This is a genomic window from Bradyrhizobium sp. BR 10261, from assembly GCF_019455395.1.
Taxonomy (GTDB): domain Bacteria; phylum Pseudomonadota; class Alphaproteobacteria; order Rhizobiales; family Xanthobacteraceae; genus Bradyrhizobium; species Bradyrhizobium manausense.
In genome coordinates this window covers 133,983-157,261 of the sequence record NZ_JACOFQ010000009.1, presented here as the reverse complement: position 1 = coordinate 157,261, position 23,279 = coordinate 133,983, and the positions used below count along the sequence as shown (strand labels likewise).

The following is a 23,279-nucleotide window of genomic DNA, read 5'->3' as shown; positions in this document are numbered from 1 at the left end:
TCTCACGGGTGGACCCTATGGATTTGCTTGCCCTCGCCGATTTCAACCTCGTTGCACGACATGGGGGCTTCGGGAAGGCCGCCCGAGCCTCCGGACGGCCGAAGGCAACGCTTTCTCGCCGGGTCTCCGAACTGGAGAGCAGCCTTGACCTGCGCCTGTTCGAGCGCGGAGCGCGCACGGTGAAGCTCACCCAGGAAGGACGAGCGCTGCACGAGCGCACGGCGGCACTCCTCACTGATCTCGAACAGACGGCGGCGGCCATCGCCTCGGGCGGCGACAAGCCGCGCGGACGGTTGCGCGTGAGCGCGCCTCTCGTGTTTTCGCAGACCGCGATGGGAAAGCTGGCCGCCGGCTTCGCGCTGAAATATCCCGATGTCCGGCTCGAGATCACGACGGAAGACCGCTCGGTCGACATGATCGAGGAAGGCTATGATCTCGTCATCAGGGTCAATCCGGATCCGGATGAGACACTGGTCGGACGAATTCTGATGCGCGACCAGCTGGTGGTGGTGGCGAGCCCCACGCTGAAGCGTCCGAAGGGCGATCGCGCCGTTCCAACCGTGGTACGGGGCGCGAGCGATATGAGCCCCGTGTGGGATGTGACCGCGCGGGGCCGGAAAGTTCGGATCACGACCGATCCGGTGCTTCGCCTGTCGTCGCTCATCATGGTGCGCGACGCTGTCCGCGCTGGCGTGGGCGCCGCGCGCCTTCCCGTGTCGCTGGTCAGTCGCGACCTTGGCGCCGGCAAGCTCATCCATTGGGGCGATGTCGACGGGCCGCCGATCGCGCTCTGGGCGCTCTATCCGTCGCGCCGATTGCTGAGCGCCCGGGTGTCGGCCTTTCTGGATTTCCTCAAGGGCGCCTTCCCCTCGGGTACGCCCGAGGAGCTCGCCGCCCTCATCGATTAGGCGACCGGCCTGTCTTTGCGCACCACCCGCGTCAGCATCGGAAAATGCTTGTTGCCGCCCGCGAAGGGCGGGAATTGCACGAAGTCGGCGCGCATGTGCTTGATCACGTCGGAGGCGAGTGCGTGCGCGAGGGCCGCCGGGCTGTCGAACACCAGCTTGTTGCGCTGCATGTGCTCGACCCGCTGCGACGGCAGGCGATCGACCCAGTCGATGCGGGTGTAGATCTCGATCTGGCGGACATCAGGGAAGGTCCGCATGATCGCAGGGTGGTGCTGGAGATAATGCAGGTTCCAGGCGTTCATGTCCGCGGCCGGGCCGGGATAGTGCACGAGGTAGCTGCACGGCGTTGTCGTGTCCGCCGGATGCTCGGCGACGTCGACGGGAAACGCACGTGTCAGCATCACCTGGTGCGTGACGTCGAGGCCAGTGAGGCCGGAGTGCCCGGCGCCCGTCGCGAGGCTGGCCAGGATGCCGTCACGGCCCATCGCCGCCTCGCAGGCGAACAGGTCGGGAAAGCGCAGCTGAAGCGCAAACACGGGGCCTGTGCCATCGGCCTTGTAGGGATGGTCGACCGACTGGTCGAGCGGCGTGAACAGCATGGCCTCGGTCATCTCAGGGATCGATTTGACCAGCTCCGCGACGGCGTTCACCACGTCGGGATGAACCCGGCGTTCGCCCGTGGAATCCGAGAATGTCATGAACAGCGAGATCATGCCGGTGTTGCCTCGGCGCCCTCGCCCGCACTCACATGCGACACGAGCGCAGCCCTGATGTCATCGGGCCACGGGATCGCATGATGGTCGACCAGCGAGGTCGCGGCAAGGATCTGGCGGGCGCGCCAGCGCGGGCCGTTCGCGCCTGATATGATGTGCTCCAGATGGAGCGACGATCCGCCGACCTTGATGATGCGCAGGTTGAAGGTCAGGAGATCGCCGAAGATCGACGGCCGGGAGAAGTCGCAGGCAAGGTGCACCGTGGGCGTTCCGATCTTCCTGACGGTGATCAGCTCCGGCCATGGAAAACCGATTCTTGCCCAGAAATCCTCGACGACGCCGTTGAGGATGTTCAGGTAGGACGGGAAGTACGCGATCCCGGAGGGATCGCAATCTCCGAACCTGAGCTCGCGCTCGATCGCAAAATTCGTCATCAGATCGCGACAACCGGATGCCTGAGGACACCGACGCCGTCGACCCCGGCCTCGACCACGTCGCCCGGCCACAGCCATTCCTGCGGGGTCATGCCGGCGCCGACGCCTTCGGGCGTCCCTGTTGCGATGATGTCGCCCGGCTCGAGCGTCATGCCCGACGAGATGTCCGAGATCAGCACCGGAATGTCGAAGATCATGTATTTGGTGTTGGAGTCCTGCTTCATGACGCCGTTCTTGGTCAGCCACAACCTGAGATCATGCGGATCGGGAATCTCGTCCGCGGTGACGATGCAGGGGCCGAACGGCGCATAGGTGTCCATGCCCTTGGAGAAGATCCACTGTCCGGCGCGGCGATTATCGCGCGCGGAAATGTCGATCATCACGGAATAGCCGAACACGTGATCCATCGCCTTGTCGGTGGAGATGCGCGTTGCGGTCTTGCCGATGATGACGGCGAGCTCGACCTCCCAGTCGAGCTGCTGCGTCATCCTGGCATTGTGCTGGATCGCACCGCCCGGACCGATCACCGAGGTCGGCGGCTTGGAGAAGACGACCGGCTGCTTCGGCAGGTCCTTGTCGGTGTCGAGTCTCTCTGCGGATTCGGCAACATGGGCCCGGTAGTTCAGCCCGATGCCAAAAATGTTTTTCCGCGGCCGCGGGATCGGCGCCAGCAGCTTGACATCCTCGACCGCAACCGCCGCGCCGGCCGGGAAGCGGCCATTGGCCTCCTCCAGTGCATCCCGGAGCGCCGGCAGCAGGGTCACGCTGTTGTCGATGAAGGACAGCATATCATCAGGCCATGTCACGCCGCTGGACGCGCCGAGGTGTTCGACATCGACGACCAATCCGTTGACCAGCGCGCCGAGGCGCGCACCGCTAGAGCCCAAAGTGTAGGTGACGAGACGCATGAAGGATTTTATCCGGCTGTTCTGGTTGAATTCTGCAAGGAGGTGTCAGGCCGCGACCGATTGATAGCCGCCATTGTCGCCATAGGCCTCTTCGCGGTAGAGTCCGAGGCCTTCGATCACGGGCAGATCGTTGAAGCAGAACAGGCAGGCATCCTCGCTGGCGGAGCCATTGCCGTGCTCATGCCAGGCCCAGGAGGGAACGCAGAAGATGTCGCGCTCCTCCCATTCGAGCCGCTTGCCGCCGATGATGGAATAGCCGCGTCCCTTGGCGACCTGGTAGAGGAAGCTGCCGGTGTGCCGGTGCGATTTGGTTTTCTCGCCGGGCCGCAGCATTTGCATGCTGGCGCCGATGGTCTGCATCACATGGCCGCCGGTGATCGGGTTGACGTAGTTCATGAGAGTGCCGTCGTAGGGCGAGCCATCGGTCGCGGCGGCATATTTCTGCAAGGACTCGTAGGTCGGCTCCCACTCATATTTGAACATGGGCGAATAGCCCTTCGACCATGTCGAGCCGGCTGGGCGCAGGCCGGGATTGCCCCAGGTCTTGGTCATGTCGTCGACGGGATAGCCTGACGGCTCCTGCTGGATCTTGGGATGCACGACGAAGAAATTGGCTTCCAGCGCATTGACCAGCGGAATGTCGAGGCCGTCCTGCCAGATGCAGACCGAGCCGCCCGCCTCGACGCCATGCTCGTGCCAGGTGCCGTTCGGCGTCAGCACGAAATCCCGCGCGCCCAGCGTCATCTTGTGACCGTCGACGATGGTATAGGCACCCGCGCCTTCCATGATGAAGCGCAGCGCCGACGCGGAATGGGCATGAGCGGTGGCGACCTCGCCGGGATGCATCACCTGCAATCCCGAATAGAGCCAGCCGACCGCGGCCGACACGTCGCGGCGTCCGGGATTGTTGAGGTAGATCACCCGCCGGCCCGCCTTCTCCGGCGACACCAGCTCGACCGATCGCAGCACATGCTCGCGCAGATCCTTGTAGCGCCACAGCACGGGCACGGAGGCCGATTGTGGCGCCCACGGCTCGATCTTGTTGGCGACCGTCCACAGCGCGCCGGCTTCGTACTTTTCGAGATCCTTGTAATAGGCCTTGAGCTCGGGCGTGTCCTCGACATTGGCCCGGCCGATCACGTTCTCGCGCATGCTGTCCTCCAAGTCCTATTCCGATCGCAGTGGGATCGGCACGAAACCCTGCTCCGCGGCATCGCCCTCGCCTGCAAGGCCTAGCGGCGCCAGAGGGCGCCTGTTGACCCGCAAATCAAACACGTCGAACCGGTTGTAGTGCCCGACGATGTCGTGCATCTGCTTCGGCTGGATGCAGCGATCGAGGTCGATGTCGGCATAGACGATGCCTTCGTCGTCGATCAGCGGCGTGCCGACCACGCGGCCGTCAGGGCCGATGATGCCGGAGAATGCGCTGGACTTGCGCTGCAAACGCGCGCGGGCGTCGGGAACGACTGTCTCCATCGCCGCGATGATCTCTTCCGATACGGTCGAACATGAGACGATGGTAAAGATCTTGCCTTCGAAGGAATGGGCAATGGCGCGCAGCTTGATCGCCTCCGCCATATCGTAGTCCGGCGGTGCGACGGGAAGCGAGATGTAGCTGGCGACATGCACGAGCTCACCCTGGCCGAGCAGCGCAAAGCGCGCGAGCGTGTTGGTGTTCTCGCCGCAGGCAAGGCCGCCGAGACGCCCGATCTCGGTATCATAGACGCGCAGGCTCGAGCCGTCACCGCCGGTCCAGGTCAGCTTCTCTGCCCAGGTCGGCACCAGCTTGCGATGCTTGCCGAGCAGCCAGCCATCGGGCCCGATGAACACGAGCGTATTGTAGATCGCGCCGAGCGAGACCGGGCTGCGCTCGTTGACGCCGAGGACAACGTAACAGCCGGCGTCCCGCGCCGCCTTCCTGATGACGTCGACCTCGGGCCCCGGCACCAGCACCGAGGCTTTCGCGAGCTTTTCGAACCACGCACTGCCGGTGACGGGATCGGTGATCCAGTTCCAGTAGGGATAGCCGGGTACGAACACTTCGGGGAACGCGACCAGCCTGGCGCCATGGGCCGCCGCTTCACGCACCAGTGAGGCTGCCTTGTCGACGGTCGCGCTCGCATTGAGATAGACTGGCGAAGCCTGCACGGCGGCAGCTTTAAAGCGCGGCAGCTTCAGCATCGGCCCACCCTGTCGGCTCGCTCATGACCGCCGTGCCGGAAGAGCAGATCCGCAGGCGTGGTCACACGGCGCGCGTTGACTTACTTCACATGTAAACGTATGCTATCGCATATTTCTGGAGGGTGCAATGGCTGAACGTTCCTTTGCTCGCGAAGTCGAGGATCTCCGGCTCGGCGATGGCGACACCTTTCGCGGCGAAGGCATCCTCGCCATCACCAAGGCGCTGCTGCAATCGGGCGTCGCCTATGTCGGCGGCTACCAGGGCTCGCCGATCTCGCATCTGATGGACGTGCTCGCCGACGCCAAGGACGTGCTCGACGATCTCGGCGTGGTGTTCCAGAGCTCCGCCAATGAAGCCGCCGCCGCGGCGATGCTGTCCGCTTCGGTGATGTATCCGCTGCGCGGCGCGGTGGCGTGGAAGTCCACCGTCGGCACCAACGTCGCCTCGGACGCGCTCGCCAATCTCGCCTCAGGCGGCGTCACCGGCGGCACCATGATCATCGTCGGCGAGGATTATGGCGAGGGCTCCTCCATCATGCAGGAGCGCACGCACGCTTTTGCGATGAAGTCGCAGATGTGGCTGCTCGACCCCCGACCCGACCATGAATGCATCGTCAACCTGATCGAGAAGGGCTTTGAGCTCTCGGAAGTCTCGAACACGCCCGTGATGCTGGAGGTGCGCGTCCGCGCCTGTCACATGCACGGCAGCTTCGCCTGCAAGGACAATGTCCGCCCCGCGCACACCATCAAGGACGCGCTGAACAATCCCAAGCGCGACGTCAATCGTATCGTGCTGCCGCCGGCGGCCTATGAGCACGAGCAGGAGAAGATCAAGACGCGGATGCCCGCGGCCATCGGCTTTATCAGGGACAACAAGCTCAATGAATGGATGGGGCCGAAGGAAGGCAAGGTCGGCATCATCATGCAGGGCGGCATGTACAATAACGTCATCCGCGCGCTGCAATATCTCGGCCTGTCGGACGCCTACGGCAATACGCAGGTGGCGCTCTACGTCATGAACGTCACCTATCCCGTGATCGACACGGAGGTCGCGGAATTCTGCACCGGCAAGGATGCGGTGCTGATCGTCGAAGAGGGCCAGCCGGAATATCTGGAGCAGGCGATCAACACGGTGCTGCGCCGCAGGGACATCCAGACGCGCGTCCATGGCAAGGATGTGCTGCCGATGGGCGGCGATTACACGGCGCAGGTGCTGCTCGGCGGCGTCAGGGAATTTCTGGAAAAGACCGAGCCGCGGCTGCTGGGCAACCGGCCGCCCGCGCCGGATGCGGCGCCCGTGCTCAATCACCCCGCGGTCGAAAAGCTCAAGCAGGTGGTGCCGGCGCGCCCGCCCGGGCTTTGCACCGGCTGCCCGGAGCGGCCGATCTTCGCCGCGATGAAGCTGGTCGAGGAAGAGCTCGGCCAGCATCACGTCTCGGCCGATATCGGCTGCCATCTGTTCTCGATCCTGCCACCGTTCAACATCGGCGCGACCACGATGGGCTTCGGCCTCGGCCCGGCCTCGACCTCGGCCTTCAACGTCAAGGCCGATAAGCGCTCGATCGCCGTGATGGGCGACGGCGGCTTCTGGCACAACGGGCTGACGAGCGGCATCGGCAATGCCGTGTTCAACAAGCATGACGGCGTCTTCGTCATCGTCGACAACTACTACACCTCGGCGACCGGTGGTCAGGACATCCTGTCCTCGCGCGCGGTCAACAAGCGGCGCAAGACCAACAATTCGATCGTGCAGGCGGTGAAAGGCATCGGGGGCCAATGGGTGCGCCAGCTCGATCGCACCTATGATGTCGGCAAGATGCGCGACACGCTGAAGGAGGCGCTGACGACCAAGGAGGAAGGCCCCAAGGTCATCGTCGCCTCCTCCGAATGCATGCTGAACAAGCAGCGCCGTGCGAAGCCGCAGATGAGCAAGGCGATCAAGGACGGCGTTCGCATCGTCAAGGAGCGCTTCGGTGTCGACGAGGACGTCTGCACCGGCGACCATGCCTGCATCCGGCTCTCCGGCTGCCCGTCGCTGTCGGTGAAACAGCTCGACGATCCCTTGCGCGACGATCCCGTCGCGGCGATCGACAATTCCTGCGTCGGCTGCGGCAATTGCGGCGAGGTCTCCGAGGCCGCCGTGCTCTGCCCGTCGTTCTACCGCGCCGACGTCATCCACAATCCGACCGGGTGGGACAAGTTCAAGTCGAAGGTCGCGATGCGCGTGATCGGCTGGCTGCAGCGCCGGCGTGACCGCCGGCGGCCGGCGCTCGAGGTACTGGCATGAGGGACGAGACGGTCCGGCTGGCCCTGCCCGTTTCAGGCGAAGCGACCGAGCGGCCGATCTCGATCGCCATCGTCGCGATGGGCGGCCAGGGCGGCGGCGTGCTGACCGACTGGATCGTGCAGCTTGCCGAGAACCATGGCTGGGTCGCGCAATCGACCTCGGTGCCCGGCGTCGCCCAGCGCACCGGCGCCACGATCTACTATATCGAGGCGATGCCGCCGCTGGATGGCCGCAAGCCGATCCTGTCGCTGATGCCGACGCCGGGCGACGTCGACGTGGTGATGGCGGCGGAGTTCATGGAGGCGGGCCGGTCGATCCTGCGCGGCCTCGTGACGCCTGACCGTACCACGCTGATCGCGTCCAACCACCGCTCGTTCGCGGTCGGCGAGAAGATCGCGCCGGGCAACGGCATCGCCGACAGCGGCGCCGTCACCGGTGCCATCGGGATTGCGGCGAAGACCGAGATCATCTTCGACCTCAATGCGTTGGCGATCGCGCATGGCAGCGTCATCTCGGCAGCGATGTTCGGTGCGCTCGCGGCCGCCGATGTGCTGCCGTTCAGCCGCGACAGCTATCTCGACGTGATCCGCGCCGGCGGCAAGGGCGCCAAGGCCAGCGTCGAGACCTTCGAGGCCGCCTTCGAGCGGGTCAAGACCGGCCCGGCCGAGCTAGCAGCACCGGCGCAAGCCAAGCCGGCCAACAAGACGCCCTCCTCCGCAATATCAGATCCGCAACTCGGCGCGCTCATTACGAGATTGAATCAGGAGCTGCCCGTTTCAGCGCTTCCCATGGCGAGCGCCGGCTTGAGAAAGGTTGTCGACTTCCAGGACGCCGCCTATGGCGCCGAATATCTCGACATCCTCAAGGAGCTGCACGCGGCCGACCGCAACGCCGGCGGCGGCACGCACGCCTATGCCTTCACGGAGGCCGCGGCAAAGTATCTCGCCAACGCGATGAGCTATGACGACGTGATCCGCGTCGCCGACCTCAAGACCCGCGCCGGCCGCCGCGCGCGGATCGAGAGCGAGCTCGAGATGACCGACGGACAGGTGCTGCACACCACCGAGTTCATGCATCCCCGAATGGAGGAAGTGATGGGCATGCTGCCTGCCAGCTTTGGCCGCTGGCTCGGCACGCGGCCGCGCCTCGTCGGCTGGCTCGATCGCCGCGTCAACAAAGGGCGGCGGGTGCGGACCTATTCGCTGCCCTGGTTCCTGATGCTCTATGTCGTCGGCGGCATGCGCGGCCTGCGCCGCCGCTCGCTGCGTCACGCTAGCGAGACGGCGCACCGGGATGCATGGCTGAAGGCCGCGCGAGAGGCGGTCGGCAGCAATTACCAGCTCGGCGTCGAGATCCTGCAATGCCGCCGCCTGGTCAAAGGCTATTCCGATACCCATAGCCGGGGCCTGTCGAAATTCGACAGGACACTGGCTGCGATCAAGCTGATCGAACGCCGCGAGGATGCCGCCGACTGGGCCCGCCGCCTGCGCGAGGCCGCGCTGAAGGACAGCGCCGGCACGGCGCTCGACGGCGTGATCCAGACCATCAAGACCTTTGCGTGATTCAAACGGAGCCGAGCGCAGGATTGGATTGCGGCGCAACCCCCGAGACGTCAGGATCAGGCGGCTTGACTACGATTCTCAAGTCGTTCATCGGAGCGACAAATCCGCCATAATCCCCTTAAGCTCGACGAGACATTCTGTCCTCAATGGTCATGCGATGCCGGCAGCACTCAAAGAGAACATTGTTCCCGTCCCTGGGCAGATCGAGACGCGGCTCTGGCTGCAATTGCTGTCGTTGCATGGCGAGCTGTTTGCCTCGCTCAATTCGATGCTGAACGCCGAGTTCGGCCTGTCGCTGGCGAAGTTCGACGTGCTGGCCCAGCTGGATCGCTACCGCGATGGCCTTGCGCTCGGGCAGCTGTCCCAGAATTTGAAAGTCACCGGCGGCAATGTCTCCGGCCTGGTGCAGCGCCTGCTCGCGGACGATCTCATCAGCCGGGAAATGTCGAGCGAGGACCGGCGCTCCTTCATCGTGCGCCTGACGCCGAAGGGCGAAGCGCTGTTCAGGAAGGCGGCCGACGTGCACAAGAAGCATCTCGCCAAACGATTCGAGAACATGTCGGCCCGGGAGCTGGACAACGCGCTGTCGGTGCTGAAATCGCTTTCTTCGAAACTTGATACCGAGAGCAAGAAGCAAAGTCGCAAGAGATAATGGCCAGAGAATCCAAGAGCCGATGGAAGTCGGGTCCGCCGCGGACGCGGGACCAGCTGCAAAGCTACATCCCCTATCTGTTCAACCGGCTCGCCAATCGCTGGAACCTCGACCAGAACCGCGACCTCAGCGAGCACGGCATCAACAATGTCGTGTTCCGGACGCTGTCGGTGCTGTTCATCTACAAGACCCTGACAGTCAACGAGGTCGCCGTGCTCGCGGTGACCGAGCAGTCGACCGCGAGCCGCATGGTCGAGTCCATGGTGTCGTCGGGCCTCGTCAAGCGCGAGATCGCCGAGGAAGACCAGCGCCGCCGCGTCGTCGGGCTGACGCCCGAAGGCGAGGCGCTGCTGCGCAAGATCTGGCCGATCATGGCGAACAATTACGACAGGCTGATCGAGGGCATCGATCCTGACGACATCGAGGTCTGCGCGCGCGTGCTGGCCAAGATGGTCGAGAATATCAAGCAGAACCAGATCTGATTTGTGCGCTTAGATCACGCCGCGGGCTCATTCGACCCCTCCCGCTTGCGGGAGAGGCGTAAGCCGCCTTCGGCGGCCGGCTCCTCAGGAAACGCCGAGGCAAAGCCGCGGCTATGGCGGAGCGCCCGGGTGAGGGCTCTCTCTTCTAGCTAGCAGTTGACGGCGGCGTTGACGAAAAGCGCCGTGCGGGCGCGGCGACCACCGGCCGCGCCCACAGAGCAATGTTCAGTTCTGCATTAGCTGCTTCGCGTTGTCGGGCGTAATCGCGGTGGTCGGCACGGTCACCACGGTCGGCACCTTCTCGGCGCAATCAAGCAGGATTGACTTTGCCATGTCGATCGCCTCCGGGCCTCCGGTCGGATAGGTGAAGGTGGCCGCCCACTCGCCTTCCGCAACCGCGCGGATGCCGCCAGCAGGTCCGGGCAAGCCGTCGGTGCCGAGGATCTTCACCTGATCGAGCTTGCCGGCGCCCTTGGCCGCGAGGCGCGCACCGGCCGCCATCATGTCGTTGCTCGCATAGACCGCCTTGATGTTCGGATGGGCCTGGAGCATCGCGGCGAACGCGGTCTGCGCCTTGTCCGGCAACCAGTCGGCGGCCTGCTCGGCGACGACCTGGACCTTCGGATTGTCCTTCACGCCGGACTTGAAGCCGTTGAGCCGTTCGACGGCGGGCGTCGAGCTCGGCAGGCCCTGGAGCACAGCCACTTCGCCGCCTTGCGGAAGGAGCTTGTCGGCGACGTATTTGCCCGCCTCCTCGGCGATCTTGAAATTATCGCCGCCGATGAAGGCCGTATAGTCCTTGCCGGGCTCTCCGACCGTCTTGCGGTCGAGTTCGATGACGGGAATGCCGGCCTTCATGGCCCGCGCGACGACCGGCGTCAGCGGCGCGGCCTCGAACGGCGAGATCAGGATCAGGTCGACCTTCTGGGTGATGAAATTGTCCATCTGCGAGGTCTGCGTGTTCACGTTGCCGGCGCCGTCGGCGATCTGCAGCTTGAATTGCGGCACTTTCTTCGCCGCAGCGGTGAGCTGATCGTTGACATGCTGGCGATAGGGCTCGGCATTGTTGGCCTGCGAGAAGCCGATGACAAACTCCCCGGTCTTGCTGCACTCCTTGACCAGCGGTGCGGCCTGCGCTGCACCGGCGACGAGCGCCGCGGTGCCGGCGCCCAGCATCAGATTGGACCATAACCTTGACTTGGTAGATGCGCGTCGCATGATTCACTCCCCTGTTTTGCCTTGAACATTCCGCCACTACGGGCGGTCGCTTGCCGGCGGCCGCTGGCCACCGCCAGATCCTTGCGTCCCAGCCTTTGCGTCGCCATTGGGGTCAACGACCCAATCCCTCGCGGCGACGAACGAGAGATTGAAGAACCGCGGCCACGACGATGATCGCGCCGGTCGCGAGCAGCTGCAGCGCCGCATTGATGTTGTTGAGCTGAAGGATGTTGGCCAATGCACCGAGCATGATCGCACCTGCGATCGTGCCGATCATCGAGCCGGCGCCGCCGAACAGGCTGGTGCCGCCGATCACCACCGCCGCGATCGCGGTCAATTCGTAACCTGTACCATCATTGGCGCTGCCGAAATTGAACTGGCCGGCGTGGACGATGCCGGCGATGGCCGACACCAGACCCGTAATCGCATAGACCGAGATCTTGACCAGCGTGACTGGCACGCCGGAAAGCCGCGCCGCCCGCTCATTGCCGCCGACCGCGAAGACATAGCGGCCAAAGCGCGTGAAGTTCAGCACGAAAATGGCCACGATCGCGACGACGAGAAAGACCAAGGTTGCGACCGGAACCGTGTTGTCGAACAGACGATCACCCAGCACCGAGAAGATCGGCGGCGCAAGACCTGGACCATTGCCGTAGGAGATATTGATGTACTGGTTGTTGGAGATCACCAGCGCCAGGCCGCGTGCGACCTGCAGGCCCGCCAGCGTCACGATGAAAGCCTCGAGGCGGAAGCGGGTCGAGATCGCGCCCTGCGCGCAACCGAACAGGGCGCCGCAGATCATGACGAACAGCAGGGTCGGAACAAGTCCCCAGCCCCAGGTCGTCATGATCGTGGCGGTGAGCACACTGCACAGGCTGAGCAGCGCGCCGACCGACAGATCGATGCCCGCGGTGATGATGACGAAGGTCATGCCGACGGCGATGATGCCGGTCTCGGAAATCGCCCGCACGATGTTCGCGATGTTATCAGGCGCCAGGAACAGGATGGAGCCGTGCCGTCGCGGCGAGAAGATGACGCCGCCGATCGCAACGAGGATGAGGCCGATGACGCTCTGAAAGCGGACCGCGATCGCGAAGAAATCAAGTCGGCGCCTCGGCGTCGACTGTGCGGGTGCGGATTTCAAGAGTGTTGCGGCGTCATTCATCGCTATCGTCCTGACTGGATTCGGCCACCGCGAGGATGTCGTCCTCCGCGGCGCCGGCGGAAAATTCGGCAACCGTACGCCCACCCCTCAGCACGACGATACGATCGCACAGGCCGATCAGTTCGGGCATTTCGCTTGAGGCGACGAGAATGCCGACGCCTTGGGCCGCGAGCTCGCGAATGCGGGCATAGATTTCGCCCTTTGCGCCGACATCCACGCCGCGCGTCGGCTCGTCGAGTAGAAGCAGGCGCGGCTCGCCAAGCACCTCCTTGGCAAGCGCGACTTTCTGCTGGTTGCCTCCGGAAAGGGCGCCGACCGCAAGCTCAGGCCGCGGCGGCCGCACGTCGAACGCCTTGATCGCCTGACGGGCGAGTCTTGCCTGGCGCACCTGCGACATCAGAAAGAACGGCGACACGCGCCGCAGCACCGAGGCGACGAGATTGCGTTCGACGCTGTCGCGCAACATCAAGCCAGCGCCGCGGCGATCATCGCTGACAAAGGCGACGCCGGCGCGGCGCGCCTCCGGTATGGAGGTCAGCCTGGCCGGCCTCTCCCCGATCTCGACGCGGCCCGACCAGGCGCCGGGACCGCCCGCGCCATAGAGTGCAGAGAGCAGCTCGGTCCGTCCCGCTCCCATGATGCCGGCCAAGCCAACGACCTCGCCGGCGCGCACCTCGAGCGAGATCTCGCGCGGCGCACGCCAACCGGCCTTGGGCCGGCGCGGGCGATAGGCGGCCCGCTCGAGATGCAGCACACGGCGACCGAATGCGCCGCTGCGGCGCGGATAGAGCTCTGCGAGCGGCCGTCCGACGAGCAACGCCACGAGATCGGATTGCGGAGCGGTCGGCGGCGCCGTCCCTGCGATCCTGCCATCGCGCAAGATCGTCACGCGGTCGGCGACGCGCGGCACCTCTTCGAGCCGATGCGAGATATAGACGATGCCGACCCCGCGCCGTGCGATCTCGCGCATCACATGAAACAACCGCTGCACCTCCGCAGCGGTCAACGCGGCCGTCGGCTCGTCCATCACGAGAATTCGCGACGCGTAGGTCAGGGCCTTGGCGATCGCGACGATCTGCCGCCTGCCGACCGACAATTCACCGACGGGCTGATCGACATCCACATCGAAGCCGATCTCGTCAAGCCGCGCCCGCGCCGCGCGACGCATCGCGCCGCCGTCGAGCACGCCGGCCCGCGTTAACTCTCGGCCGAGGAACAGGTTGGCGGTTACGTCGAGGCTCGGGACGAGATCGAGCTCCTGAAAGATCGTCGCAACCCCCGCGGCCTGCGCGGCGCGTGGATCGGTGAAGCGGACGGCGGCCCCGTCGACGCGGATCTCGCCCTGATCCGGCGCGATCACGCCGGAGAGAACATTCATCAGGGTCGACTTGCCCGCGCCGTTCTCGCCAAGCAGCGCGTGGATTTCCCCGCCTTCGAGATCGAAATCGACGCCGCGCAGCGCCTGCGCGCCGCCAAAGCTCTTGACGATGCCGCGCATGGCGAGCAACGGGGTGTGAGAGCCCGTGTTCATTTGGGCCTCCCGCAAGATTCGCGCTCGATGATAACAGCGTCGAGTTGAATGGTACGCCGCGCCCCTTGCGGCGCGGCGATGCGCTCCATGAGCAGGAAGGCAGCGCGCCGGCCGATCTCGGCGCAGGGCTGCGCGACCAGCGTCAGGCGCGGCTCAAAGCAATCGGCCCATTCGAAATCGTCGAAGCCGACGATCGAGATATCCTTCGGCACCCGCAATCCGCGCCTATGGATGGCCTTCATGATGCCGATCGTCGCGAGATTGTTGCCACCGACCAAGGCGGTCGGCGGCTGATCGAGATCGAGGAGCCGCTCCGCCGCCTGCATCGCGCTGTTCGTCGTCGCACTGCCGGTCACCAGAAGTCGTTCGTCGATCGCGCCGCCGGCGCCGGCCAGGCCCTCGCGATAGCCGGCAATGCGCTCGAGCGTGGTTGCGAACCCGGGATTGCCGCCGACATAGCCGATGCGGCGGTGACCGTGCGCGGCGACCCGCGCGACGAGATTGCGCATCGCCTCGCGGTTGTTGATGCCGACCTGATCGAAGGTCGGGTCGGGCATGCGATCGACAAGCACACCGGGGAGCCCGACGTCGCGCAGATAGGCGAGCGCGCGGCGATCGGGATCGGGACTTGGCGCGAGGATGATGCCGTCGACGCGCCGTTGATGCAGCGCCATGACGACCTCGAGCTCACGGTCGGGGTCGTCCTCGGTATCGGACAGAAACACCATCATGCCGAGGCGCGCACACTCGGTTTCGATCGCACAGATGATGTCGCTGAAATAGGGATTGGAGATCGAAGAGATGGCGATGCCGACCGAACGGGTCGACGCGGCCTTCAGGCTGCGCGCCATGATGTTGGGGCGGTAGCTCAAGGAGGCGATCGCCGCTTCCACGGCGCGTGTCGTGTCCGGCGCAACCCGCCGCGTACCGTTCACGACATGTGAAACGGTTGAGACCGAAACGCCCGCTTTGCGGGCTACATCGGCGATGGTCGCCACGTCCCCTCCCGTGCCTGGGCTTTGTTGAACGACCCAAGTTTTGGAGGATTATGGCACACGAAAACGTTTGCGCAATCGTTTTTATGCCATTTATATGTTGCCTACGGCGGGTGGCTTTACGGCCCGAGCCCGACGAGGCTGGTGCCGCCGCAGACATAGAGCACCTGGCCGGTGACGAAGTCCGAGCGCTCGTCGAGGAAGAACGAGATGGCGTGCGCGACATCCTCGCGCGAGCCGAGCCGCCCGACCGGGACGTTGCGCGCCATCCGCTCCTGCTGCTCGGAGTCCTTCGGGATGATGCCCCAGAAATTGCCGGTGAGGATCGGCCCCGGCGCCACCACATTCACGGTGATGCCACCAGCGGCAAGCTCCAGCGCCCAGGTCCGCGCCATGCCGTGCACGCCGGCCTTGGTGGCCGAATAGGCCGAGCGGGTCGGGGCGCCCATCGCCGCGCGCGACGAGACGAACACGATGCGGCCGAAGCGCCGCGCCAGCATCCCCTCCAGCGCCGCCTGGGTCAGCAGCATCGGCGCACCCAGATGCAGCTGCGCCAGCATCAAAATGTCTTCCGGCTTCGCATCGGGCAGCAGGTTCGGCAGGATCACGCCGGCATTGTGCACGAGGCGATCGATGGGGTGATCGCGGCAGATCTCTTGCGCGATCGCGCGCGTCTCCTCGAGATTGGAGAGATCGGCGCGGTAGGCCGCGAGCAGCTCATGCGTCCATGTCGGCTCCTCCAGCCCGACCGAGACCACGCGCTCGCCGCGCGCGACCAGCTTCTTCGCCAGCGCCTCGCCGATCCCGGAATTGCCGCCGGTGATGAGTGTGGTGCGCTGCTCGCCCATGATCAGATCTGCCGCTTCTTGAGGTCGCGAAGGTCGAAGAAAGCGCCCTCGCGCATCAACTTGGCGACAAAATCCTTCAGGCCGCCGCGCTGGATTTTCTCGGTTGCCGTCAGCGGCAGGCTATCGACGAAAGCGATCCAGCCCGGCGCCTTGTAATAGGCCATCTGCTCCAGGCTCCAGCGCACGATCTGTTCGGCGAGCGCACGGTCGGCGCCGCTGTGTTCTGCGATGATCACCGCCGCGACCTCGTCGCCGCGCAGCTGATCGGGCGTCGCTGCAACGGCGGCCTGCCGGATCGCGGGATGGCGGTTGAGCACGGATTCGACCTCGACCGCGGCGATGTTCTCGCCGGAGCGGCGGATCACGTTCTTCTTGCGGTCGACGAAATGCAGATCGCCATCGGCATCGCGCAGCACGACGTCGCCGGTGTGCAGCCAGCCGCCGGCCCACGCCTCAGCGGTGGCTTCGGGATTCTTCAGATATTCGCGGAAGAAGCCGTAGCGTGGATCGGCGCCGGCCCGCCGCACCAGCAGCTCGCCGGGCACGTCGTTTGGAGCATCGTTGCCGGCATCATCTACGATCCGAACCTCCACCTCGGGGGCCGGACGACCAAAGCAGCTGGTGCCGACCTTGCGCGGCTCGACATTGGCGGCGATGACGCCGCCGCTGCCAGTCTCGGTCATCGCCCAGGCCTCCAGCAGCGGAAAGCCGAAGCGGTCCTCGAACGGTGCATGCAGCAGCTTGTCGACGCCGGCGCCAAAGCCGAAGCGCACGCTATGCGCCCGGTCCTGGTCCGATGGCGGTGCGCTCATCAGCATCGAGGGCATCACCCCGAGATAATGCAGGCAGGTGGCGCGGCTGTCGCGCACCGAGGCCCACCAGGAACGCGGATGAAAGCGATCGAGCATGGTCAGGCAGCCACCCACCGAGAGCATCGCCATCAGCGACACCGCCATCGCATTCATGTGGAACAGCGGCAGCGGCGTGATCATGCGCTCGCCATCGTCCCCGAGGTCGATCAGCCCGCCGACGTCGCGATACCAGTTGCCGGAGTGCAGGAAATAGGTGTTGGTGAGCACGCAGCCCTTGGGCTGGCCTGTCGTCCCTGACGTATAGAGCAGCGCGCATTCGCTGGCCTCGCTCCCGGACGTTGACGGTCGCGCGCCGCCGAAGGGCGCGGGAACATCGCCCTCACAGGTCACCACCGGGATCGGCCGGCCGGCCTGACGGGCCGCCAGCTCCACTTCGTCACTCCGCTCAGCGAGGACGAAGGCCGCGTTCATCTCGGAATGCGCGATGATGTATTCGAGTTCGCTGAGGCGCAAATCCGGATTGATCGGCACCACGGAGACGCCGAGCGCATTGAGCGCGAACCACAGCTCGATGAAGACGGGCCGGTTCTGCAGCAGCAGCCCAACCCGGTGACCTTCGCCGTAGCCGCGCTCTGCAAAGGCCGCGCGCCGGCGTTCGACCCGGTCGAGCATGGCGCGGTAGGAGATCTCGCCCGCGGCGATGCCGTAGATCTTGGCGGTCTCCGGCAGCACGTTGAGGAAGCCCGCCTCGCCCCGGCGCAGCGCGGTCTCGCGAAAGCGGTCGTAGACTGTGGTCGCAGCGGTCACGGTCGTCTCACATGAAAAGCTGGATATTGCCGAACGGCGCATCGAAATTGACGAGATCGACCCGCTTGAGCTTGATCTTCAGGGTATCGCCGACCGCTACGAGATCGTGCGAGGCCCATCCCGAATAACGCTCCAGCGTATCACCGCGGGTCTCGGTGTAGATGTAGGACGTCCGCGCCTTGAACACGCCGGCTTCAGGATCGCACGCCACGATCTTGGGCGCCTGGAGCAGATGATGACAACGGCTCTTCGGCTTCTGGCTGAAGGTGCGCTCGCCGGCCAGCCGCTCGACTCGGACTTTCAGGAGCAGCGGGTCCTCGTACATCAAGGACGGCTGCAGCACCGGATCCTGCTGCTGCCATTCCAGCGGCATCCAGTAGCGCCCCTCGGGATGAAACAGTTCGAGCCAGGCCTGCCACTGCATGGTGTCGAGCAGCTCGGCCTCGCGGTAGACGAAGTCAGTGATGTCTTGCTCGCTGATCATTCCGCGGCCTCTTCCATGTCCATGGTCATGAATTTCGCCCAGGCATGGAACTGGTTTCGCATCTGCCGCTCCGACGTGCCGTTGATGACAGCCGTAACATCAGGCTCCTCGTGATCGTCGTAGAGCCGCCGCAGATTGACCCATTGATTGCCGTTCGACTTAAGCCCTTCCTGCGCCCGCTCGTACATCTCGAGATCGTCGTGGCCGACGATCGAAGTGGGCGCGTTGATGAAGCGGTTGTACATCAGGGCGCGCTCGTAGAGCTTGTCGGGCGCGCCGACCAGGCGATAGACCCAGCTCTCGACCAGCGTCTTGTCGACCGCCACGGGGATGAAATTGCGCAGGATCTGCACCGCGCCCTTGACCATGATGTTCGGGAAATAGACGGTATTGTGCCTGACCTCGCCGAGGATCTCGTGCGCGCGCTGCTCGCCATAGGCCGCAACCATCTGGTCGAGATAGCCGGGGACATCCTGATAGTTCGAATGGATGGAGTTGGCGACGCCGGTGTGACCGTGGCCGTTCGGCCAGATCCTGATGCCGCTCTGCTCGTAGAACTCGTAGGGGCTCATGAAGGGCCCGTAGAGCTGCACCGCCATCGGCGTCTCCGTGGCATCGCCCTGCTCGCGCTTCCAGACCTTGACCGCGGTGCCGGCCGAGCTCTCATGCGCCACCATGGGATGGCAGGTGTCGGTCTGGTTCTCGACCAGCATCTTCCAATTACAGCTGTGCATGTAGCGGATCGGCGTCGCCTGGACTGCGAGCTTTCCCTCCGGCGAGCGGTCGACCATGTTGTCGATGGTCGAGAGGCTTTCGCCGAAATAATCCTCGAACGATACGCCATTATCGCTGAGGCGGGCGAAGATGAAATCGCGGTAGATGACGACGTTTTTGACCTTCGACAGCCCCTCATTGGCCTGGGTGTCGCCGAAGCCGGTGCCCTCATAGCCCTTCTTCAGGGGAATCGCGAGCAGCGAGCCGTCGGTCTTGAAGGACCAGGCATGATAGGGACAGCGGAAGAATTTTCCGGTGTTGCCGCAGGGCTCGGAGGCGATCTTCACGCCTTTGTGGGGACAGCGATTGTAGAAGACGTGGATGGAGCCGTCGCTGTGGCGGCTGGCCATGACCGGCTGCCGGCCGATGGTGGCAGTGATGAAATCGCCTGAATTGGCCAGCTGGCTGGCGTGGCCGACATAGATCCAGCTGTTCGGAAACAGGTGCTCCATCTCGAGCTCGAAGATTTCAGGGTCGACGTAGACGTCGCGGTGCACCTCGGCCTCGCGCACCAGTGCGGCAATCGCTTGGGCATTCTTTCCGTATTTCGTCACGGCTCCCCTCACAAATCCAGCACCAGACGTTCGGACTTGGCGCGCGACACGCAGATCTGCATGACCTTGTTGGACGCCCTCTCCTCGTCACTGAGAATGACGTCGCGATGGTCTGGTACCCCTTCGATCACGCCGCATTGGCAGATGCCGCAATCGCCGCGCTGGCAGTCGTAGAGAACGTCGAGCCCGGCCGCCTCCAGCGCCTGGACGATGCTCTGTCCGGCCGCGACGCCGACGACCTGCCCGGTCGATTTGATCTCGACCTCGAATGGCCGGTCGGGCGAGGACGGCTGCTCGGATTTGAACAGCTCGTAATGGATGCGATCCGCCGACACGCCAGCGGCGAGCGCACCGGCCTTCACGGCATCGATCATGCCTGAGGGGCCGCAGACATAAATGTGGGCGTTTGCACCTGAAGCGCCGAGCGCTGCTGCAATGTCGAGGCGGGTCTCGTCGCTGTCGTAGTGAACGGACAGATTGCTGGCGCAGATCTCCTGCAATTGCGGCAGGAACGCCAGCAGCCCTTGGGTGCGGCCCGCATAGTGCAAGCGATACGGACTGCCTCGCGCCGCGAGTTCCGCCGCCATCGACAGAACCGGCGTGATGCCGATGCCGCCGGCAAACAGCAGCGCCGGCGTGCTGCCCTCGTGCAGGTGAAAATTATTGACCGGCGCGCTCGCCTTCACGACATCGCCGACCTTCAGCGCGTGCATGAATTGCGAACCGCCGCTCGAAGCCTCTTCGCGCAGGACACCGAGCGCCAGCGCATCCCCAGGCAGGCCCGGCAACGCCATCAGCGAATACGGCCGGTCGCCTCCATCGGGGAGCGCCACGCGGAGATGTGCGCCGGCCTGCCAGCGCGGCAGGGTGCCGTCCTCCACGCCAAACACAAGGCTGCGTATGAACGGCGTTTCCGCAACATACGATCTGACCTTGAGCTTGAGCGGATGCTCGTCCATTCAGGCGGCTCGTGAATTATATGAATTTGCATATTTTTAGACATGTAATAATTGCCTTGTCAATCGTCCGCGCGGGACAAGCCCGGCGGGGCGCACATCGCGCCTCTAACCATTTGGGAAGATGGAGCTCTTGGTGCGGTGCGCGTGCCGGCCTGAACCGCCCGAGCGGTTCGCCGACACCATCAGGCCGTTACGGCAGATTGTCGCGCAGGAAGATGTCGATGCGGATGCGCTCCTGATCGGGGCTGATCGGCTCTTCCATGCAATGCGCCAGCAGCACCCGTGCGGCGGAGCGCGCCTCGTGGCCGGGATCCTGGTTGATGATCGCATCCAGCGTGCCGCGCACCAGGAAGCGCCGCGTATGCTGGGTCAGCTCATGGGTGATCCAGACCACGTCGCGCGCGCGGCCGGAGGCCTCGAGTGCCTCGGCAATGCCGCGATTGCCGGCGCCGCAGCAATAGATGCCGCGCAGGTCCGCATGGCGTTTGAGCAGCGCGGTGGTCAGCTCCCGCGTGCGCTCGCTGTCGTCACGGCCCTCGATGACAGGCAATGTCGCCAGATTCGGATACTCGCTGGACAAGATCTGATGGAAGCCGAACTGCCGCTCGCTGTGATCGCGCAGCGACAACGATCCCGCGATGACTGCTACCTTCCCCTCGCGAGCGGCGAGAAAGCGCCCCATCAGCGTTGCCGCGGTCCGGCCCGCGGCCGGATTGTCGATACCGACATAGTGCAGACGGCGCGAGCTCGGCGCGTCCGACACAAGGGTCACCACGACGACCCCGCGTGCGGTGAGTTCGTCGATCGCGTCACGGACCTTGGGATGGTCGAGCGCGACCACGGCGACCCCCTGATAGACCGGCGACAAATCTTGCAGCGCGCCGGCGAGAACTTCCGGATCGAACACGTCGACGTGGCGGATGTCGATGAAGCCGCGCTGGCCGGCAAGCCAGCCGGCCGTGCGCTGGACCTGCTCGGACAGATTGGTCATGAAGCTGTTGCTGCCGGTGGGCAGCACGAAGGCGAAACGAAACGACCGCCCGCGGGCGAGCCGAGCAGCGGCGACGTCGGCACGATAGCCGAGCTTTGCCACCGCCGCCTCGACGCGCGCGACAGTCTTGGCGCGCACGCCCTCGCGCCGGTTGACGACGCGATCGACGGTGGCGAGCGACACCCCCGCCGCGCGCGCGACATCTTCGAGCGTGGCGCGAACCATGGGCTGGGTCGCGCTATCTGTCATTCGCGCGCCGCCCACAGCATGCCGCGGGTCATCAATGTCCGGATCTCCGGCACGTCGAGCTCATAGGCGCGATGACCGAGCGAGGAATAGAACACCCTGCCCGCGCCATATTGCTTCTTCCAGACCACCGGCATCACCACGCCGTCGATCCACGGCGCGTGCTCGCCGGTGAAGGTCGTCGTCGCCAGCACCTCGATAGCGGGGTCGACATGCATGTAATACTGCTCGGAACGATGCTCAAAACTCTTCAGGCCCTTCATGATGGGATCGTCAGGCTTGGTCACGTCGACCTTGTAGTCGATGATGTTGCCGGGATGCGCGACCCATTGCCCGCCGCACATGAACTGGTAGTCCACAGAATCGCGGAAGGCATCGCACATGCCGCCATGATGACCGGCGAGCCCGACGCCGCTGCGCACGGCCGCGCAGAGATTGAGCGCGTCCGCCTTCTCGATCTTCGACATGGTGTAGATCGGGATGATCAGCGAGAGATCGTGGATCTTGGGATCGCCGAACGCCTCGGTCGTGGTCTCGATCCGGACTTCGAAGCCTTCCGCCTTCAGCCAGCCGCGGATCATCGAGGCACAGAGATCAGGATCGTGTCCCGGCCAGCCGCCCCATACAATCAATGCCTTGCGCATGCTCATTCCCTCAGTCGATCTGTCCGGTTTCACATCCGGCCGGCAGCATCGCCGGCCGCTCGACGCGGTTTTCGATCTTGACGCGCCGCCCTTCATCCGCCGAGGTCTGGAACGCCTCCATCACTTCCAGCACATGGAAGGCGAGCGCGCCGCTGGCGCGGTGCGGCCGGTTGTTCTTGATCGCGGAGGCCATGTCGGCGACGCCGATCGAGCGGAACTCGCCTTCGACATGACCATGCGTCAACGGCATCGTCTCAAATTCGCCGCCGGTCTTGGCGACCTGCACTTCGCCGCCGAAGCGGTTCGGGTCCGACACCAGCATGCTGCCCTTGTCGCCATAGATCTCGATCGGCACGTGGCGGTGCTTCGGCACATCGAAGCTCATCGTGATCGAGACGACGGCCCCGCTTTCGAATTCGAGTGTGCCCGCGACGTGGGTCGCCACCTCGACCGGGATCAAGCTGCCGTTCATCGGCTGGCTGGTGACCAGACGCTCGGATCTCGGGCGCGCGGTCGAGCCCATCACACTGGCAACGGGCCCCAGCAGCTGCACGAGATTGGTGATGTAATACGGGCCCATGTCCAACATCGGCCCGCCGCCGCGCAAATAATAAAAGCCCGGCGCCGGATGCCAGCGCTCATGGCCGGGGCAGCCGAAGAAGGCGCTGCCCGCCACGGGCGTGCCGATCGCGCCGTCATCGATCAGCTTGCGCGCGGTCTGGTGCCCGCCGCCGAGGAACGTGTCGGGCGCGCAGCCGACACGAAGGTTCTTCTGCGCGGCGAGATCCATCACCTTGCGGGCTTCCGCAACGTTGATGCCGAGCGGCTTCTCGGAATGGACGTGCTTGCCCGCGTTCAGCACCGCGAGGCTGACATCGGTGTGGGCGAGCGGGACGGTGAGATTGACGACGATCTCGACGTCGTCGCGCTTGAGCAGCTGGTCGACCCGCATCGCCGGCAGGTTGAAGGTGGCGCCCTGGCGCTCGGCAACATCGCTGCGCATGTCGGCGAGCGCCCTCACCTCCATGACCGGAAAGCGCTGCGCTGCCTTGAGGTAAGCAGTGCTGATGACACCGCAGCCGATGATTCCGACGCCGACTTTTCTCATTGTTGTCTCCGTGAAG

General features: G+C 64.8%; 22 protein-coding genes. 5 read left to right on the top strand and 17 right to left on the bottom strand.

What is annotated here, in order from left to right:
* Nucleotides 1–17: 17 nt before the first annotated feature.
* Complete coding sequence (locus tag HYH07_RS12950; RefSeq protein ID WP_220002852.1) at nt 18–908, top strand: LysR family transcriptional regulator; 891 nt, start codon at nt 18–20, stop codon at nt 906–908.
* Here HYH07_RS12950 and HYH07_RS12945 read toward each other — a convergent pair.
* From HYH07_RS12945 to HYH07_RS12925, 5 genes are read right to left on the bottom strand one after another with little or no spacing between them, the layout of a single operon-like run.
* Nucleotides 905–1,621 carry a hypothetical protein gene (locus tag HYH07_RS12945; RefSeq protein WP_220002851.1) on the bottom strand — a complete coding sequence of 239 codons (717 nt, stop codon included), beginning with the start codon at nt 1,619–1,621 and terminating at the stop codon, nt 905–907. The genes HYH07_RS12950 and HYH07_RS12945 overlap by 4 nt on opposite strands.
* The gene (locus HYH07_RS12940) at nt 1,618–2,055 is read right to left on the bottom strand and encodes a thioesterase family protein (protein ID WP_220002850.1); all 438 of its coding nucleotides are present in this window, start codon (nt 2,053–2,055) and stop codon (nt 1,618–1,620) included. The genes HYH07_RS12945 and HYH07_RS12940 overlap by 4 nt, the downstream gene beginning before the upstream one ends.
* The gene (locus HYH07_RS12935) at nt 2,055–2,963 is read right to left on the bottom strand and encodes a fumarylacetoacetate hydrolase family protein (protein WP_220002849.1); all 909 of its coding nucleotides are present in this window, start codon (nt 2,961–2,963) and stop codon (nt 2,055–2,057) included. The genes HYH07_RS12940 and HYH07_RS12935 overlap by 1 nt, the downstream gene beginning before the upstream one ends.
* A gap of 45 nt (nt 2,964–3,008) precedes the next feature.
* Nucleotides 3,009–4,115 (bottom strand): cupin domain-containing protein, encoded by a 1,107-nt coding sequence (locus HYH07_RS12930; protein WP_220002848.1) that lies wholly within the window; start codon nt 4,113–4,115, stop codon nt 3,009–3,011.
* Between the two features lie 15 nt (nt 4,116–4,130).
* Nucleotides 4,131–5,144 carry a carbon-nitrogen hydrolase family protein gene (locus HYH07_RS12925; RefSeq protein WP_220002847.1) on the bottom strand — a complete coding sequence of 338 codons (1,014 nt, stop codon included), beginning with the start codon at nt 5,142–5,144 and terminating at the stop codon, nt 4,131–4,133.
* A 127-nt stretch (nt 5,145–5,271) separates the two neighbouring features.
* On the opposite strand from HYH07_RS12925, the gene HYH07_RS12920 reads away from it, so the two are divergent.
* From HYH07_RS12920 to HYH07_RS12905, 4 genes are all read left to right on the top strand, one after another.
* On the top strand, nt 5,272–7,431 hold the full coding sequence (locus tag HYH07_RS12920; RefSeq protein ID WP_220002846.1) for an indolepyruvate ferredoxin oxidoreductase subunit alpha: 2,160 nt from the start codon (nt 5,272–5,274) through the stop codon (nt 7,429–7,431).
* Nucleotides 7,428–8,993, top strand: coding sequence for an indolepyruvate oxidoreductase subunit beta family protein (locus HYH07_RS12915; RefSeq protein WP_220002845.1), 1,566 nt, complete (start codon nt 7,428–7,430; stop codon nt 8,991–8,993). The genes HYH07_RS12920 and HYH07_RS12915 overlap by 4 nt, the downstream gene beginning before the upstream one ends.
* A 157-nt stretch (nt 8,994–9,150) precedes the next feature.
* Entirely contained in the window at nt 9,151–9,645 is a 495-nt protein-coding gene (locus HYH07_RS12910) for a MarR family winged helix-turn-helix transcriptional regulator (protein WP_220002844.1), read from the top strand.
* On the top strand, nt 9,645–10,127 hold the full coding sequence (locus HYH07_RS12905) for a MarR family winged helix-turn-helix transcriptional regulator (RefSeq protein ID WP_220002843.1): 483 nt from the start codon (nt 9,645–9,647) through the stop codon (nt 10,125–10,127). Before HYH07_RS12910 ends, HYH07_RS12905 begins: the two co-directional genes overlap by 1 nt.
* 225 nt (nt 10,128–10,352) lie before the next feature.
* On the opposite strand, the gene HYH07_RS12900 is transcribed toward HYH07_RS12905, so the two are convergent.
* From HYH07_RS12900 to HYH07_RS12845, 12 genes are all read right to left on the bottom strand, one after another.
* On the bottom strand, nt 10,353–11,303 hold the full coding sequence (locus HYH07_RS12900) for a substrate-binding domain-containing protein (RefSeq protein ID WP_409363894.1): 951 nt from the start codon (nt 11,301–11,303) through the stop codon (nt 10,353–10,355).
* 154 nt (nt 11,304–11,457) lie between these two features.
* Complete coding sequence (locus HYH07_RS12895) at nt 11,458–12,510, bottom strand: ABC transporter permease (protein WP_220002841.1); 1,053 nt, start codon at nt 12,508–12,510, stop codon at nt 11,458–11,460.
* Nucleotides 12,503–14,041, bottom strand: a complete 1,539-nt coding sequence (locus HYH07_RS12890) for a sugar ABC transporter ATP-binding protein (RefSeq protein WP_220002840.1) — start codon at nt 14,039–14,041, stop codon at nt 12,503–12,505. The genes HYH07_RS12895 and HYH07_RS12890 overlap by 8 nt, the downstream gene beginning before the upstream one ends.
* Nucleotides 14,038–15,039, bottom strand: a complete 1,002-nt coding sequence (locus HYH07_RS12885) for a LacI family DNA-binding transcriptional regulator (RefSeq protein WP_220002839.1) — start codon at nt 15,037–15,039, stop codon at nt 14,038–14,040. Before HYH07_RS12885 ends, HYH07_RS12890 begins: the two co-directional genes overlap by 4 nt.
* A 116-nt stretch (nt 15,040–15,155) precedes the next feature.
* Nucleotides 15,156–15,884 carry an SDR family NAD(P)-dependent oxidoreductase gene (locus HYH07_RS12880; protein ID WP_220002838.1) on the bottom strand — a complete coding sequence of 243 codons (729 nt, stop codon included), beginning with the start codon at nt 15,882–15,884 and terminating at the stop codon, nt 15,156–15,158.
* Nucleotides 15,885–15,886: 2 nt separating this feature from the next.
* Nucleotides 15,887–17,545, bottom strand: a complete 1,659-nt coding sequence (locus tag HYH07_RS12875; RefSeq protein WP_228749469.1) for an ATP-dependent acyl-CoA ligase — start codon at nt 17,543–17,545, stop codon at nt 15,887–15,889.
* A complete protein-coding gene (locus HYH07_RS12870; RefSeq protein WP_220002836.1) occupies nt 17,511–17,987 on the bottom strand; it encodes an aromatic-ring-hydroxylating dioxygenase subunit beta in 477 nt (158 codons plus the stop codon). The genes HYH07_RS12875 and HYH07_RS12870 overlap by 35 nt, the downstream gene beginning before the upstream one ends.
* On the bottom strand, nt 17,984–19,315 hold the full coding sequence (locus HYH07_RS12865) for a Rieske 2Fe-2S domain-containing protein (protein WP_220002835.1): 1,332 nt from the start codon (nt 19,313–19,315) through the stop codon (nt 17,984–17,986). Before HYH07_RS12865 ends, HYH07_RS12870 begins: the two co-directional genes overlap by 4 nt.
* A gap of 8 nt (nt 19,316–19,323) precedes the next feature.
* Complete coding sequence (locus HYH07_RS12860) at nt 19,324–20,274, bottom strand: PDR/VanB family oxidoreductase (protein WP_220002834.1); 951 nt, start codon at nt 20,272–20,274, stop codon at nt 19,324–19,326.
* Nucleotides 20,275–20,464: 190 nt separating this feature from the next.
* On the bottom strand, nt 20,465–21,514 hold the full coding sequence (locus tag HYH07_RS12855) for a LacI family DNA-binding transcriptional regulator (protein ID WP_220002833.1): 1,050 nt from the start codon (nt 21,512–21,514) through the stop codon (nt 20,465–20,467).
* On the bottom strand, nt 21,511–22,155 hold the full coding sequence (locus HYH07_RS12850; protein WP_057759104.1) for a ThuA domain-containing protein: 645 nt from the start codon (nt 22,153–22,155) through the stop codon (nt 21,511–21,513). Before HYH07_RS12850 ends, HYH07_RS12855 begins: the two co-directional genes overlap by 4 nt.
* Nucleotides 22,156–22,165: 10 nt before the next feature.
* Nucleotides 22,166–23,263 carry a Gfo/Idh/MocA family protein gene (locus HYH07_RS12845; protein WP_220002832.1) on the bottom strand — a complete coding sequence of 366 codons (1,098 nt, stop codon included), beginning with the start codon at nt 23,261–23,263 and terminating at the stop codon, nt 22,166–22,168.
* Nucleotides 23,264–23,279 lie beyond the last annotated feature (16 nt).